We start from the raw sequence: 14,787 nt of genomic DNA on the forward strand, positions 1-14,787 counted from the left end.
GCCATGACCACCGCCATCGCCCGTCCCCTGACCCTCCTGCTGCTGACCGCGGGCGCGCTCGCGGCGCTGCTGCTGGGTGCCACCCCGGCCGCCGCGCACGCCAGCCTGACCGGCAGCACCCCGGGGGACGGCGAGGTGGTGGCCACGGCCCCGGCCGAGGTCGGCCTCACCTTCTCCGAACCGGTCTCGCTGTCGGACGACGACGGCATCCGGGTGCTCGACCCCGAGGGGGAACGGGTCGACACCGGGGGCGTCGTCCAGGGCAACGGGAGCGGCGGCGCCGGCTATGCCGTCGCGCTCCGCCCCGACCTCGCCAACGGCACCTACACGGTGGCCTGGCAGGCCGTCTCCAACGACAGCCATCCGATCGCCGGCGCCTTCACCTTCTCCGTCGGCGCCCCGTCCGAGACCAGCGTCGCGCTCCCCGAGGGCAACCCGGGCGACGGCCTGGTGGGGCTGCTCTACGACATCTTCCGCTACGCCGCCTACACGGGCTTCCTGCTGCTGGTCGGCCCCGGCGCCTTCGCGCTGCTCTGCTGGCCGGGGGCGGCCGGGGCGCGCGCCGCGCAACGGGTCACCCTGATCGGCTGGTTGACGTTGAGCGTCGCGACGGCGGTGCTGTTGCTGCTGCGGATCCCGTACACCACGACCGGCGAACTGGCGGACGTCCTCGACCTGGACGGCCTCGCGGAGGTCGTCGACTCCCGGGCCGGCACGGCGCTGTTGACGCGGCTGGTGCTGCTCTCGGCCACCGCGCTGTTCGTCGCGCTGCTGCACGGGCGGTTCGCCCGCGCGCACGCGGCGGGGGACACCACCACGGTCAGGGACCTGCGGTTCGGCCTGGGCGTCGGCGGCGCGGCACTGGCCGTGGGGCTGGCCGCCACCTGGGCGATGGCGGAACACGCGGCCACCGGGCGCCAGACGCAGCTGGCGATCCCGGCCGACATCGTCCATCTGCTGGCGGTCGGCTGCTGGTTGGGCGGGCTGGTGACCCTGCTGGTACTGCTGCGCGGCGACTCCCCACCACCGACGAACGCGGTACGCCGCTTCTCCGCCCTCGCCCTCACCAGCGTGACGGCCCTGGCGGTCACCGGCATCTACCAGAGCTGGCGCCAGGTGGGCAGCGTCTCGGCCCTCTTCGACACGGCCTACGGCCGCCTGCTGATCGCCAAGGTCGCACTGATCACGCTCCTCCTGGCCACCGCATGGATATCCCGCCACTGGACCGCCACCCTGACGGGCAGCCACACCACGGTCCGCTCCGCGGCCGGCTCCGCGGGCGGCTCCGCCGGTGGGACGGCGGGCGGCTCCGCGGGCGGCTCCGTCGGTGGGGCGGCGGACGAAAGCGGGCCGGCCGGTGGCAAAGCGGCGGGTGGCTCCGCCGGTAAGGCAGCGGACGAAAACGAGCCGGCCGACGGCAAAGGGGCCGGAGCAACGGACAAGCCGGCAGCCGGACATGCCGCCGAAGGCGAAACACTCGCCGGAACGGCCAGCGAGCGGAAGGCAGAAGGCGACCCGCCCAGCGAGCCGGAGCCCGACGACGGACCAGCCGGCGAGCCGAAGGCCGACGACGGACCGGCGAACGGCATGGCCGCCGACGGCGGGACAGCTGGCGGCGGCGGGACGGCCGGCGGACCGGCAGACGCAGCTACCGCCGGGAGCAAGGCAACCGACAACGGACCAACCGCCGAAGGCAAACCAACCAGCCGCCCGCAGGACACCAGCGGCACGGCCGCCAACGGCAGGCCGGAGGCCACCAGCGAGACGGCCGGCGGGCCGACCGACCAGGCGACAGCAGAAAGCCGGCCGCAGGCCAACGGCGGGACGGCCGGCGAAGCAACAGGAGCCGCCGCTCAAGGCAACACAGCCAGCGGGCCGACCGACCAGACGGCAGCAGGAAGCGGGCCGCAGGCCAACGGCGAGACGGCCGGCGAAGCAACAGGAGCCGCCGCTCAAGGCAACACAGCCAGCGGGCCGACCGACGCCGACGGCCAACCGGCCGGCAGGCCGGAGGCCGACGACGGACCGGTGGACGGCATGGCCGCCGAGGGCGAACCGGCCGGCGGGCCGACCGACCAGGCGACAGCAGAAAGCGGGCCGCAGGCCAACCGCGAATCCGCCGCCGACGGCACCGCCGGCGGAGCGACAGCCCGGGGCAAGGCAACCGACAACGGACCAACCGCCGAAGGCGAACCGACCAGCCGGCCGCAGGCCACCAGCGGCATGGCCGCCAACGGCAGGCCGGAGGCCAAGGACAGGCCAGTGGACGGCACGGCCGCCGACGGCGAGACGGCCAGCGGACCGACCGACCAGGCGACAGCAGAAAGCGGGCCGCAGGCCAACCGCGAACCCGCCGCCGACGGCACGGCCGGCGGACCAGCCAGCGGGCCGCAGGCCAACCGCGAACCCGTCAGTGTGGGGCGGGCGAAGGAGTTGGCGCGGCAGCGGGCTGCTGTGGCCCGCGCGGCCAGCGCTCGGCGGCGGGGGGCGGATCCGGCGCGGGTCGGCCTGCGGCGTTCGGTGCTGTTGGAGGCGGGCATCGCGGCCGTCGTGCTCGCGGTCACCACCGCGCTCACCGCCACCACGCCGGCCCGTACCGAGGCGGCCGCGCCGGCCATGCCCGAGGCCACCGAGTCGGGGCCGGTCTCGGTGCCCTATGACACCGGCGGCCCGTCCGGGTCGGGTACGGCGACACTGGAGCTGACACCGTCCGCCGTCGGGGAGAACGCGTTGCACATCCTGCTCGCCGACCCCGACGGCCGGCCGGCCGGGGCGGAGGAGGTCAGGGTCAGCCTCACCCTGCCGGCGGAGGAGTTGGGCCCGCTGCGGCACGAGCCGGCCCAGGTGACGGTCGGGCACTGGACGGCGTCCGAGGTGTCGCTGCCGCGTCCGGGAGAGTGGGACGTGGCGTTGACCATCCGTACCTCCGAAATCGACCAGACCACCGAGACCGTCACCCTGACCGTCCCGAGCACCATTCCAAGCAGCATTCCGAGCACCACTCCGAACGAAACAGAACCCGATCAGCCATGAACCACCCTCATCTCTCCCGTCGTCGGCTGTTGGGCACCGCAGGCGCCGCCGGAGCCGTCGGGCTCGTGGGCGGCGTCGTCGGCGGGGCCGTCGGGCACGCCGCCGCGACCGAGCCCGGTGGGCCGGCGCTCAGCACCGTGGGCAGCACGGCGGTGCCGTTCCACGGCGTCCGCCAGCCGGGCATCACCACGCCCATGCAGTCCAGGGGGCATCTGGTCGCGTTCGATCTGGCGCCGGACGCCGGCCGCGCCGGCGCGGCCGGGCTGATGCGGCGGTGGTCGACGTTGGCCGCCGGGCTGATGGCCGGCGACCGGCTCGACGCCTCGACCGGCGTGGCGGCCGACGCCGGCCCGTCCTCGTTGACCTTCACCTTCGGCTTCGGGCACGGCTTCTTCGACGCCACCGGGCTGGTGGCGCAGCGCCCCGCGGCGCTGGCCCCGCTGCCGGTGTTCTCGAACGACGAGCTGGATCCGGCGCGTTCGGACGGGGATCTGTGGGTGCAGATCGGCGCCGACGACCCGCTGGTCGCGTTCGACGCGCTGCGGCAGCTGCAGCGCGCCGCCGAGGGGACGGCGGCGGTCCGGTGGCAGATGGCGGGCTTCAACCGCAGCCGGGGGGCGACCGCGGGCGAGATGACCACCCGCAATCTGATGGGCCAGATCGACGGCACCAACAATCCGGATCCGGAGGACACCGACGCCGGCCGGCGTCTCTTCGTTCCCGGGGACGGCGAGCCGGCGTGGATGGCGCATGGCTCCTACGCGGTGGTGCGGCGCATTCGGATGCTGCTGGACGACTGGGAGACGCGGCCGGTCGAGGAGCGGGAGCGGGTGCTGGGCCGTCGGGTCTCGGACGGCGCGCCGCTCACCGGCGGCGAGGAGCGGACGCCGGTCGATCTGGCGGCGACCGGCCCCGACGGTTCGCCGGTGATCGCGGCCAACGCGCATGTCCGGGTGAGTGCGCCGGAGACCAACGGCGGCGCCACCATGCTGCGCCGCCCGTTCTCCTATCACGACGGGACGCGCGAGGACGGCGCCCCGGACGCCGGGCTGTTGTTCGTCTGCTGGCAGGCGGATCCGGCGCGTTCGTTTGTCACGGTGCAGCGGAAGCTGGATCGAGGTGACGCGCTCGGCGCGTTCATCCGGCACGAGGCCAGCGGGCTCTTCGCGGTGCCGGGCGGCGCCGCCGAGGGGGAGTATGTGGGCCAGCGCCTTCTCGAAGGCTGAGCACGGGCGCTTGCCCCCCTTCCGCGCGCATTAACGTGACCGTCATGACTTCTGCGAGCCGCTACACCTACCTCGGTCCCGAGGGCACGTTCACCGAGGCCGCCCTGCGCACCCTGCCCGAGGCGGCGACCCGGTCACTGGTGCCGATGATCTCGGTGCCGGCGGCGTTGGACGCGGTGCGCGGTGGTGAGGCCGCAGGTTCGCTGGTGCCGATCGAGAACTCGGTGGAGGGCGGCGTCTCCGCCACGGTGGACGAACTGGCCAACGGCCGGCCGTTGATGATCTACCGCGAGGTGCTGCTGCCCATCGCGTTTGCCCTGCTGGTGCGGCCGGGCACCTCGCTCGACGAGGTGAAGACGGTCACCGGCCATCCGGTGGCCCAGCCCCAGGTGCGGAACTGGCTGGCGCGGCATCTGCCGAACGCGGTCTGGGAGTCGGCCGCGTCCAACGCGGACGGGGCGCGGCTGGTGCGGGAGGAACGCTTCGACGCGGCGTTCGCCGGCGAGTTCGCGGCGGCGACCTACGGGTTGACGCCGCTGGTCACCGACATCCATGACGCGGAGAACGCGACCACCCGTTTCGTTCTGGTCGGCCGGCCGGCCCGGCCGGCGGCGCCGACCGGCGCGGACAAGACGTCCGTGGTCCTCTGGCTGCATCAGGACCATCCGGGCGCGCTGCTCGAAGTGCTCCAGGAGTTCGCGACGTGCGGGGTCAACTTGACCCGCATCGAGTCGCGTCCCACGGGCAAGGGCATCGGTCAGTACTGCTTCTCGGTGGACTGCGAGGGGCATATCGGGGACCGCAGGGTGGGCGAGGCCCTGATGGGTCTGCGGCGGCTCTGCTCGGATGTGCGCTTTCTGGGTTCCTATCCCCGCGCGGACCAGCTGGGGCCGAATGTGGTGGCCGGCACCTCGGACGAGGACTTCCTGAACGCCGCCGACTGGCTGACCCGGTGCCTGGACGGGCGTCCGGGCCCCGACTGACGGCGAGGGCACCGTCCCTGGCCTGTGGACTGTGCACGGGGTTATCCACAGGCCACCCGCGGTGGCTGTGTATAAGTCGATACGAAGCCCCGCCCGAGGAATCGGGCATTAGCCGCATATGCGGATCTTGACGGCCACATCCCCCAAGGGGTAATGGACCGACTTTCGTCACCCGAATCGCGCCGAATAACTCCTGAGGGCGAGTAAGTTTCCCATAGATTCTCGTAGATTCCCCCGGAAGTGCGTGTGCGCGAGGTTTGCCCGGGGAATTATCCGCCGCGCACCGACCGGGGTGGCCGGCCGTCCCCAGGTCATCCACAGGCGGGCCCGTCAGCCTGTGGATAACTTGATCGGTTTCCGTGGACGACCGACGGAACAACGCCCGCGAACGGTCGCCGGGGAGCCGACCCGGGGGCTCTCGATTTTCTCCGCTTGCCTCGCATATCGGGCCAAATAGCCCGCCCGCTCTCCGCGGCTGCCGGCCCCGTCTTTTCCGTTTCCACACCGGAGGGGGTGCCCCGGTAGCCTGTCTGCGTGATTGACCTTCGACTGCTCCGAGAGAACCCCGACCTCCTGCGCGCCTCGCAGCGCGCCCGTGGCGAAGACGTCGGCCTGGTGGACAGTCTGCTGTCCGCCGACGAGCGGCGAAGGTCGTCCGGCACCCGCTTCGACGAGCTGCGCGCCGAGCAGAAGCGGCTGGGCAAGCTTATCCCCCGCGCGCAGGGCGAGGAGAAGACCGAACTGCTCGCCCGCGCCGGCGAGTTGTCCCAGGCGGTCAAGGCGGCCGACGCCGAACGCGAGACGGCGAACGCCGAGGCCGGCGAGCTGCTGCTCAAGCTCTCCAACGTCGTGCACCCGGACGTCCCGGTGGGCGGCGAGGACGACTTCACGGTCCGCGAGACCCATGGCGAGATCAGGGACTTCGAGGCCGAGGGGTTCACCCCCAAGGACCACCTTGAGCTGGGTCAGGCGCTGGGCGCCATCGACACCGAGCGGGCCGCCAAGGTCTCGGGCGCGCGCTTCGCCTATCTGACCGGCGTGGGCGCGCTGTTGGAGCTGGCCCTGGTCAACGCGGCGGTCGCGCAGGCCACGGCCGCCGGGCTCGTCCCCATGGTGACGCCGGCGCTGGTCAGGCCGCGCGCCATGGAGGGCACCGGCTTCCTGGGCCAGGCCGCCGACGGCGTCTACCACCTCGCCGAGGACGACTACTACCTGGTCGGCACCTCCGAGGTCCCGTTGGCCGCCTACCACCTGGACGAGATCATCGAGGCGGACCGGCTGCCGCTGCGCTACGCCGGCATCTCGCCCTGCTTCCGGCGCGAGGCCGGCTCCTACGGCAAGGACACCAGGGGCATCTTCCGCGTCCACCAGTTCACCAAGGTCGAGATGTTCTCCTTTGTCGCCCCCGAGGAGGCGGAGAACGAGCTGGAGCGGCTGCTGGCCTGGGAGAAGCAGTGGCTGACCGCCCTTGAGCTGCCGTTCCGGGTGATCGACGTGGCCAGCGGCGATCTCGGCGCCTCCGCCAGCCGCAAGTACGACTGCGAGGCCTGGCTGCCGACGCAGGGCCGCTATCGCGAGCTGACGTCCACCTCCAACTGCACGGAGTTCCAGGCGCGTCGGCTCCAGGTGCGGATGCGCGAGGACGGCAGGACCCGCCCGGTGGCCACCCTCAACGGCACGCTCTGCGCGGTGTCCCGCACCATCGTGGCGCTGCTGGAGAACCACCAGCTGGCGGACGGCTCGGTGCGGGTGCCCGAGGCGCTGCGGCCGTTCCTCGGCGGTCGCGAGGTGCTTGAGCCGGTCGCGGCATGACCCGACCGGGTTCCACGGGCGTCCTCCCCTATCGGCTGATAGCCACCGATCTGGACGGCACGCTGCTGCGCGGCGACAAGACGGTGTCGCCGCGCACCAGGGAAGCGCTGCGCGCCGTGCGGGAGGCCGGCGCCCACCATGTGGTGGCGACGGGCCGCAGCGTCGCGTGGACCAGGGACATCCTGCGGGACCTCGGCTACCGGGGGTTGGCCGTCTGCGGCCAGGGCGCCCAGCTCTACCACGCGGGCGAGGAACGAATCCTCACCTCGGTCACCCTCGACCGCTTCCTGGCGCAGACGGTGGTCGCCAAGCTGGAGGCGGCCCTGGGCCCGCTCGCGGTGGCGGCCAACCGGGACGGGCTGGCCGGCGAGGTGATCCTGGACGAACGGTTCCGCGCCAGCCCGGGCCGGGGCTTCCGGGAGGATCCGGGCCGCGATCCCTGGCCGGTCGGAGACCGCTCCGTCCTCTTCGCCGAACCCCTCATCAAGCTGTATCTGCGCCATCCCACGCTGGGCGACGACGCGTTGGCGGCGGCCGCGCTGGAGGAGGTAGGCGGCCTGGTGAGCCTGACCGTCTCCGGCGAGGATCTGGTCGAGGTGCTGCCACTGGGGCTCGACAAGGCCAGGGGCCTCTCGCTGGCCGCCCGCCGGCTGGGCACCAGGGCCGCCGAGACGATCGCCTTCGGCGATATGCCCAACGATGTCGCCATGTTGGACTGGGCCGCGCACGGCGTGGCCATGGCCAACGCGCACCCCGCCGTCAAGGAGATCGCCGACGAGGTGACCCTCGGCAACGACGCGGACGGCGTCGCGCTGGTCCTCGAAAGGCTGCTCCTCCCGACCTCGTAGCCCACGCGCCGGGCCCGGGAAGGGGCTCTGGCCTGGGAACCGGCAGGTGTCAAGCACCGTCGAACGCGCAGTAGCGGAGCCGTGTTCACCCCTGGGGGGGGCTTGTGAAGGTCGTTTTTCTGCTCAACAACGCCTATGGGATCGGCGGGACCATTCGGTCCGTCGCCAATCTCACGGCGTCGCTGGCCGATCGGCACACCGTGCGGATCGCCAGTCTCTACCGCTCCCGCAGGACGCCGAGTCTGCGGTTCGACCCGAGGGTGCGGATCACCCCGCTGATCGACCTGCGCGAGGGGGCGCGCGATGCCGAGGGGCAGGGGCCGGTCGCGGAGCGGCCCAGCGAGGTGTTCGCCGATCTGCCGATGAACTACGGCAAGGTGGCGCCGTCCGTACTCAGCGACCAGAGGTTGGGGGACTTCCTGGCGCGGGTGGACGCGGATGTGGTGGTGGGCACGCGGCCGGTGTTGAACGCCTATCTGGCGCGTCTCGGCCAGTCGCGCTATCTCCGGGTGGCGCAGGAGCACATGACGTACGACACCCGGCTGCCGGCGGCCAGAAAGGTGCAGTTGGCGGCGGTTCGGGAGTTGGACGCGCTGGTCTGTGTCTCGGCCGCCGACACCGCCAGATACGCCTCGGTGCTGGGGGAGCACGGCGCCAAGGTGCGGTGCGTGCCCAACTGTTCGCCCGCCCCGACGGTGCCCCTGTCCACCGGCGACTCCAGGATGATCGTGGCGGCCGGCCGGTTGGCCCGGGTGAAGCGTTACGACCGACTGATCGACGCGTTCGCCGAGTTGGCGCCGGAGTTCCCCGACTGGGAGCTGCGCGTCTACGGTCGCGGCACGGAGCGCGACCGGCTGCGGGAGCGTATCGCGTACCACGGACTGCACAACCGGGCGCGGTTGATGGGCGCGGCGTCGCCGATCGAGACGGAGTGGGCCAAGGGCGCGGTGGCGGCCGTCTCGTCGGACGCGGAGTCCTTCGGGCTGACCATCGTGGAGGCCATGCAGTGCGGGGTCCCGGTGGTGGCGACCGACTGCCCGCACGGTCCCGGGGAGATCATCACCGACGGGGAGAACGGGGTGCTGTCCCCGCTGGAGGGCGGCAGCAAGGCGCTGGCCGAGGCGCTGCGCCCGCTGCTCGCGGACGAGGGGACGCGGCGCCGGCTGGCGGCGCGGGGCCGGGAGTCGGCCGCCGCCTACGAACCGCCGGCGATCGCCCGTCGCTACGAGGAGTTGTTCCGGGAGCTGGCGCCGGGCGCCTCGACCGCCGGCGCCGTTCCGCCGCCGGGGGCGCGGGGCGGGCGGCTGGGCGGGCTGCTGCGCGCGCTGCGCTCGTCGCCGCCGCCCGAGGGCCGGCCCCGTGGGTACGGGGAGAGCGAGGCGGACGGTGGGCTGCGCGTCGCGCTTGACCCGGCATCGCTGCCCAAGGGCGAGTTGGAGCTGACGTTGCGGCTGCGGCACGATCCGCTGGGGCGGGAGATCACGGTGCCGCTGCCGAAGGCGCGTGGCCAGCGGCTCGTCGAGACGAGGCTCGGCCCGGGCGAGCTGGAACTGGCCGAGGGCCGCTGGGACTTCTTCGTCGGACGGCGCTCCGGGCGGCGGCTGCGGATGGTCGGCGAGCAGGCGCGGTCGGCGCGGCTGCTCGGCCTGCCGCCCCGGCTGGTGGCGGGCGGCGTCTCGTCGTGGATCCCCTACCGCACCAAGGACGGGAACCTCACGCTGCGCTGCTGGCTGCGCCCGGCGCACGCGGAGGTCGACGAGGTGCTGCTGGGGGAGTCCGAGGTGACCGTCTCGGCACGGCTGATGGGCCCTCGCCGGATCGACGCGGGCGGCTGGACGGCGCATGCCGAGGGGCTGGGCGAACACGGCGGGCACGACTGGACGTTGGGGCGAACCCCTGACGGCGTGGCCGGCGCCGGCGGCCGCGTGCGGCTGCGGATCCCGCTGGCGGAGGCGGTGGCGGCGCATGCCGCGCCCCGGACGGACTGGCGGCTGGTGCTGCGCTCGCCGGACGGCGACTCGGCGCCGCTCGCCCGCGTCGGCGGTGACACGTTCGACCGGCGGGCCTCGGACTACTTCCCCGCGGCGGAGCTGACGCACCCGGAACGCGGGCCCGTTCGGGCCCGGGTGCGTTTCACGGCCGACCACGATCTGGCGCTGACCGTGACCGACGAGCCGACCCCCTGACCGGGGGCCGGCCGCCGGCGACTACGCGTCGCCGGTGACGGTCAGGGCGGCGAGCCGGCGGCCGGCGTACCAGGTGCCGAGCACCGTGGCGGACACCAGCAGCACGGCGGCGAGGGGGAGCGCCACATCGGATGTGACGTCCGAGCCGCTGGCGGCTATCCCCTCGGCCAGGGCCAGCGACCACTGTTGGACGCTGAGCACCCGCACCCCCGGCAGGGTGCTGCCGAGCAGGGCCTCCCAGACCAGCGCGTAGATCAGGCCGAACACCACGGCGTTCCTGGAGACCGTGCCCAGCAGCAGGAAGATGGCGCTGTAGGCGACGGCCGCGACGGCGGCGGCCACCGTGTAGGCGGAGGCGATCTGCTGGCTGTTGCCGTTGAGGATCAGCCCAGCGAGCAGGATCGGCGCGGTGGTGAAGGCCACGGTGACCGCGACGGCGACCACCAGCTTGGTGAAGATGATGGTGCGCCTGGACAGCGGCTTGGCGAGCAGATAGACGATCGAGCCGTCGTCGATCTCCGGGGCGATGGCCCCGGTGCCGGCGACCACCCCGATCAGCGGGACCATCGAGGCCAGGGCGAAGCCGCCCAGCACTTCGACGGTCGAGCTGTCGTCGGCCCCGCCGAAGCCGCGGACGGCGCCGGCGATGGCCAGCAGCAGCGCGGGCAGGGCGATCAGGATCAACACCCGGCGGCGACCGAGCAGGGCCCGGTAGGTGAGCCGGGCGACGGTGTGGTTATACATCGCGGTGGGGCTCCTTAACGGCTGTGCACCGGTCAACGGCTCCGTGCCGGTCAACGACTCTGTGCCGACTCATGGCTACGCCCCGACCAGATAGGAGAAGACGCTTTCGAGGGATTCGTCCGAGGGCGCGACGGTCAGCAGCCGGACGCCGCGCTCCCTGGCGAGCAGGGGCAGCCGTTCCGTGAAGCGGAGGAAGTCGACCGCCTCGACGCGCAGCGCGCCCTCGGCCTCGTCCACCTCGACGCCGGTGGTGGAGGCGTCCGCGATCAGCCCGGCGGCCAGCGCGCGGTTGTCGCTGGAGCGGATCAGATAGCGGTGCGGGCGGTCCGTCATCAGCCGCCGGATCTTGCGGAAGTCCCCCGAGGCCGCGTGCCGGCCCGCGACGATCACCTCGATATGGCTGGCCAGTTGCTCGACCTCCTCCAGGATGTGGGAGGAGAACAGCACCGTGCGGCCCTCCTCGCCCATCCTGGCCAGCAGGTCCATCAGCTGCATCCGCTGGCGCGGGTCCATGCCGTTGAACGGCTCGTCCAGCAGCAGCACCGTCGGATGGTGCACCAGCGCGGACGCCATCTTGACGCGCTGCCGCATCCCCTTGCTGTAGGTGCCGATGCGGCGGTCGGCCGCATGCGTCATCTCGACCGTCTCCAGGGCCTCCCTGGCGGCGGCCGGCGGGTCGGGCAGTCCGTGCAGTTCGGCGTTGGCCAGCACGAACTCGCCGCCGGTGAGGTAGTCGTACATCCCCTCGCGCTCGGGGACCAGGCCGATCTGCCGATAGACCTCGGCGTTGCGCCAGATCGGCCGGTCGTCCAGCGTGACCGTGCCGGCCGAGGGGGCCAGGAAGCCGCTCATCATGTTGATCAGGGTGGACTTGCCGGCGCCGTTGGGCCCGAGCAGGCCGGTGACGCCGGGGCCGATGGCCATGCTGATGTCGTTGACGGCGACCACGTTCCCGAACCAGCGGGAGGCGTTGCCGATATGGAGGGTGGTCACAGTCCGGCCTTTCGGTAGCGGCGCCCCAGCAGCAGATAGCAGACGGCGGTGGTGGCGGCGGCCGCCAGCAGCAGGGCGAGCCCGGCGGCGTCGCTCGGCGGCTGCTCGCCGGGGAAGCCGGAGGTGCCGCCGAGGAAGGCGGACTGGATGCCGTCGATCATCGTGCCGGGCGACAGCAGGCCCAACCAGCCGATGGGGTCCGGGTTGTCCGACTCCCAGGCGACCGCCTGCAGCGCGGTGGCGGCGAAGTAGGGCACGGTCAGCGCGCCGATCACGGCGGCCACGCCGAAGCCCCGGCGCGGGGTGAGGCTGGCGATCAGCAGGCCGAGCGCGGCGTGCAGCAGCGCGAAGACCGTCGTGATCAGCAGGCCCTGGCCGAAGCCCTTGGTCTGCTCCACAAAGCCCAGCTCCGCCAACAGCCCGCCGATATAGGCCAGTACCAGGGGCAGCCCGCAGAAGAGGAAGAGCGCGGCGCTCAGCGCGGCGAACTTGGCGAGCACGTAGTCGGAGCGCTCGATGGGGCGGGAGAAGTACAGCGGGGTGACCTTGAACCGCAGGTCGAGCGAGACCATCTGCGGCGCGGCCAGCGCGATGTAGAGGCCCACGATGGGCTGCATGAAGATCGCGTACTGGGTGTACTCGATGGGCAGTTCGTCGATGCCGACGAACGCGGCGACGGCGACGATCACGATCGCGGGGATCGTCATGATGCCGAACAGGCCCATCGGCAGCACCTTGGAGCGCGCCGAGCGGCCGAGACCGAAGGCGCCGCGCAACGAGTGGGTGAACAGCACCCGCCTGGCATAGCGGGCGCCCTGGCGTTCGCCCTCGTAGTTGCGGTACCCGATGTTGTGGATGCGGGCGTCCGTGCCGCTGCTCATGGCGTGACCTCCGCGCCGGCGCCGGCCTGGGGCGCTGCGCTGTCGGCGGTGTTGGGGCGGAAGACCTCGGCTATCTCGTGCCGGCCCTGCTCCATCCGGACCAGACCGAGGCCGAGATCGGCGACGGTGTCCCGGACGGTGTCGTAGACCCGCTCGTCCGTGATCTCCAGGACGAGCTGGTGTCCCGGCGCCGGCGCGGCGGTGAGGCCGGCCTCGGCGAGCGCGGCCCGGAGCGCGGCGGCCCCGTCCGGATGGGCCTCGGTGTCGGTGACCTCGACGGTGAGGGAGGCCGTCGCCTCGATGAAGCTGGCCGTGGTCTGCGAACGGAGCAGCCGGCCGCCGTCGATCACCACGATGTGGTCGCTGGTGCGTTCCAGCTCCCCCAGCAGGTGGGAGGTGACGAGAACGGAGATCCCGAAGTCGCTGTGGATGCGTCGGATCAGGCCGAGCATCTCGTCCCGTCCGACCGGGTCGAGGCCGTTGGTCGGCTCGTCGAGCAGCACCAGCCTGGGGTCGTGCACCAATGCCTGGGCGAGCTTGACCCGCTGCTTCATGCCCGTGGAGTAGCCGCCCATGGGGCGGTAGCGCTCCTCGTAGAGCCCCACATGCCGCAGGGTGTCGGCGGTGCGCTCCCTGGCCGAGGTGCGCGGCAGACCGGACATGCCGGCCATGTGCACCACGAACTCGGTGGCGCTGACATCGGGCGGCAGGCAGTCGTGCTCGGGCATATAGCCCACCTGCGCCCGGATCGCCGGCCCCTCCCGTGCCGAGTCGTGGCCGAGGACGCTCGCGGTGCCCTCGGTGGCCGGCGCCAGGCCCAACAGGATCTTGATCAGGGTGGACTTGCCCGCGCCATTGGCCCCGACCAGGCCGGTAACCCCCGGCTGGATATCGATGGTCAGGCCGTCCAAGGCGGTTACCCGTGGATACCGCTTGGTCAAGCCGTTGGTCTGTATCACGCTCACCCGAAGGACACTAACGGCGACCAAGGTCGTGCGCGTCAACCTTCGGTCGCCATTCCACGGGCGGGCCCCTAGGGGCCCGGTCAGGCCACGGAGGGGGGTGGCCCCCCTCCTCCGGGACGACCGCTCATGCCTTGAGCTGGGACAACCCCTCCAGCGCGATGCGCTCGAAGGTCTCAGGGTCGCTCGCGAACACCGAATCCCCGATCGGCCAGTGCACCACCAGCTCGTCGAAACCGAGATCGATCAGATGGCCCGCGTGGTCGACAAAGGCGTCGACCGAGTCCAGCGTGCCGATGCCGCTGGGGGTGTCGCTGGAGTCCAACAGCACCCGGTGCAGGCTGCTCGGTTCGCGCCCGATGTCCTCGCAGACGCCGTCCAGCCGCTCCAGCTGCCGGGCGAGGCCGGCCCGGAAGCCGGCGGCTGCGGCGTCGACGCCGAGGGTCCTGGGGTCGCCCGTCGTCACCCAGGCCCGGCCGTGCTGGGCGGCCAGCCGCATGCCACGCGGCCCGGTGGCCGCCACCGCGAACGGCAGCCGGGGCCGCTGCGTACAGCCGGGGTAGGTGCGCACCTCGTGCGCCGAGTAGAAGTCGCCACGGTAGGAGACGCCGGGGGCGCCGGCGGCCGGATCGCCGTCCCAGCCGCCCTGGCTGAGCAGCCGGTCCAGCAGCCGCAGGAACTCGGCGAACCGGTCCGCGCGCTCCCTGGGGGACCAGGCGTCGTTGCCCAGCACGGTGGCGTCGAATCCGCTGCCGCCCGCGCCGATGCCCAGGGTGAGCCTGCCCTCGGAGATGTCGTCGAGGCTGAGCAACTCCTTGGCCAGCGGGACGGGATGGCGGAAGTTGGGCGAGGTGACCAGGGTGCCGAGCCGCAGCCGCTCGGTGGCGGTGGCCGCCGCGGTGAGGGTGGGCAGGGCGCCGAACCATGTCCTGTCGCGGAAGCCGCGCCAGGAGAGATGGTCATAGGTGTAGGCGGTGTGAAAGCCCAACTCCTCGGCCCGCTCCCAGTTTTGGCGCCCACCCTGGGACCAGCGGTGGACGGGGAGGATCACAGTGGAAAGCCGCAGCGGAGGCTCGGGGGAAACAGCCATGGGCAGCAGGGTAGGCCCTTGGCGGGCGG

General features: G+C 72.5%; 11 protein-coding genes. 6 read left to right on the top strand and 5 right to left on the bottom strand.

Annotation, left to right across the window (positions count from 1 at the left end; genetic code table 11):
• Nucleotides 1-3 precede the first annotated feature (3 nt).
• The 6 genes from AOM46_RS35300 to AOM46_RS11900 all read left to right on the top strand — a co-directional run bounded on the left by AOM46_RS35300 (nucleotide 4) and on the right by AOM46_RS11900 (nucleotide 10,088).
• On the top strand, nucleotides 4-3,033 hold the full coding sequence (locus tag AOM46_RS35300; RefSeq protein WP_062209574.1) for a copper resistance protein CopC: 3,030 nt from the start codon (nucleotides 4-6) through the stop codon (nucleotides 3,031-3,033).
• Nucleotides 3,030-4,259 carry an iron uptake transporter deferrochelatase/peroxidase subunit gene (efeB, locus tag AOM46_RS11880; protein ID WP_062209577.1) on the top strand — a complete coding sequence of 410 codons (1,230 nt, stop codon included), beginning with the start codon at nucleotides 3,030-3,032 and terminating at the stop codon, nucleotides 4,257-4,259. Before AOM46_RS35300 ends, efeB begins: the two co-directional genes overlap by 4 nt.
• Before the next feature lie 44 nt (nucleotides 4,260-4,303).
• Nucleotides 4,304-5,242, top strand: a complete 939-nt coding sequence (gene pheA, locus AOM46_RS11885) for a prephenate dehydratase (RefSeq protein WP_062209580.1) — start codon at nucleotides 4,304-4,306, stop codon at nucleotides 5,240-5,242.
• A 534-nt stretch (nucleotides 5,243-5,776) separates the two neighbouring features.
• A complete protein-coding gene (serS, locus tag AOM46_RS11890) occupies nucleotides 5,777-7,054 on the top strand; it encodes a serine--tRNA ligase (protein ID WP_062209582.1) in 1,278 nt (425 codons plus the stop codon).
• Entirely contained in the window at nucleotides 7,051-7,902 is an 852-nt protein-coding gene (locus AOM46_RS11895) for an HAD family hydrolase (RefSeq protein WP_062209585.1), read from the top strand. Before serS ends, AOM46_RS11895 begins: the two co-directional genes overlap by 4 nt.
• Before the next feature lie 104 nt (nucleotides 7,903-8,006).
• On the top strand, nucleotides 8,007-10,088 hold the full coding sequence (locus AOM46_RS11900) for a glycosyltransferase (RefSeq protein ID WP_062209588.1): 2,082 nt from the start codon (nucleotides 8,007-8,009) through the stop codon (nucleotides 10,086-10,088).
• A gap of 21 nt (nucleotides 10,089-10,109) precedes the next feature.
• On the opposite strand, the gene AOM46_RS11905 is transcribed toward AOM46_RS11900, so the two are convergent.
• From AOM46_RS11905 to AOM46_RS11925, 5 genes are all read right to left on the bottom strand, one after another.
• On the bottom strand, nucleotides 10,110-10,832 hold the full coding sequence (locus tag AOM46_RS11905; protein WP_062209591.1) for an ABC transporter permease subunit: 723 nt from the start codon (nucleotides 10,830-10,832) through the stop codon (nucleotides 10,110-10,112).
• 75 nt (nucleotides 10,833-10,907) lie between these two features.
• The gene (locus AOM46_RS11910) at nucleotides 10,908-11,825 is read right to left on the bottom strand and encodes an ABC transporter ATP-binding protein (protein ID WP_062209594.1); all 918 of its coding nucleotides are present in this window, start codon (nucleotides 11,823-11,825) and stop codon (nucleotides 10,908-10,910) included.
• Entirely contained in the window at nucleotides 11,822-12,706 is an 885-nt protein-coding gene (locus AOM46_RS11915) for an ABC transporter permease (protein WP_062209596.1), read from the bottom strand. Before AOM46_RS11915 ends, AOM46_RS11910 begins: the two co-directional genes overlap by 4 nt.
• Nucleotides 12,703-13,665, bottom strand: coding sequence for an ABC transporter ATP-binding protein (locus AOM46_RS11920; RefSeq protein WP_062210733.1), 963 nt, complete (start codon nucleotides 13,663-13,665; stop codon nucleotides 12,703-12,705). Before AOM46_RS11920 ends, AOM46_RS11915 begins: the two co-directional genes overlap by 4 nt.
• Nucleotides 13,666-13,795: 130 nt before the next feature.
• Nucleotides 13,796-14,758 (bottom strand): LLM class flavin-dependent oxidoreductase, encoded by a 963-nt coding sequence (locus AOM46_RS11925; RefSeq protein WP_067226148.1) that lies wholly within the window; start codon nucleotides 14,756-14,758, stop codon nucleotides 13,796-13,798.
• Nucleotides 14,759-14,787 lie beyond the last annotated feature (29 nt).

Origin of the sequence: Streptomyces sp. NBRC 109706 (assembly GCF_000974485.1) — a bacterium.
Lineage (GTDB): Bacteria > Actinomycetota > Actinomycetes > Streptomycetales > Streptomycetaceae > Streptomyces.

Excerpts from the sequence above, each read along its gene's own strand:
- pheA (WP_062209580.1), top strand. The coding sequence starts at position 4,304 with ATGACTTCTGCGAGCCGCTACACCTACCTCGGTCCCGAGGGCACGTTC.
- AOM46_RS11925 (WP_067226148.1), bottom strand. The coding sequence starts at position 14,758 with ATGGCTGTTTCCCCCGAGCCTCCGCTGCGGCTTTCCACTGTGATCCTC.
- AOM46_RS11915 (WP_062209596.1), bottom strand. The coding sequence starts at position 12,706 with ATGAGCAGCGGCACGGACGCCCGCATCCACAACATCGGGTACCGCAAC.
- AOM46_RS11895 (WP_062209585.1), top strand. The coding sequence starts at position 7,051 with ATGACCCGACCGGGTTCCACGGGCGTCCTCCCCTATCGGCTGATAGCC.
- efeB (WP_062209577.1), top strand. The coding sequence starts at position 3,030 with ATGAACCACCCTCATCTCTCCCGTCGTCGGCTGTTGGGCACCGCAGGC.
- AOM46_RS35300 (WP_062209574.1), top strand. The coding sequence starts at position 4 with ATGACCACCGCCATCGCCCGTCCCCTGACCCTCCTGCTGCTGACCGCG.
- AOM46_RS11905 (WP_062209591.1), bottom strand. The coding sequence starts at position 10,832 with ATGTATAACCACACCGTCGCCCGGCTCACCTACCGGGCCCTGCTCGGT.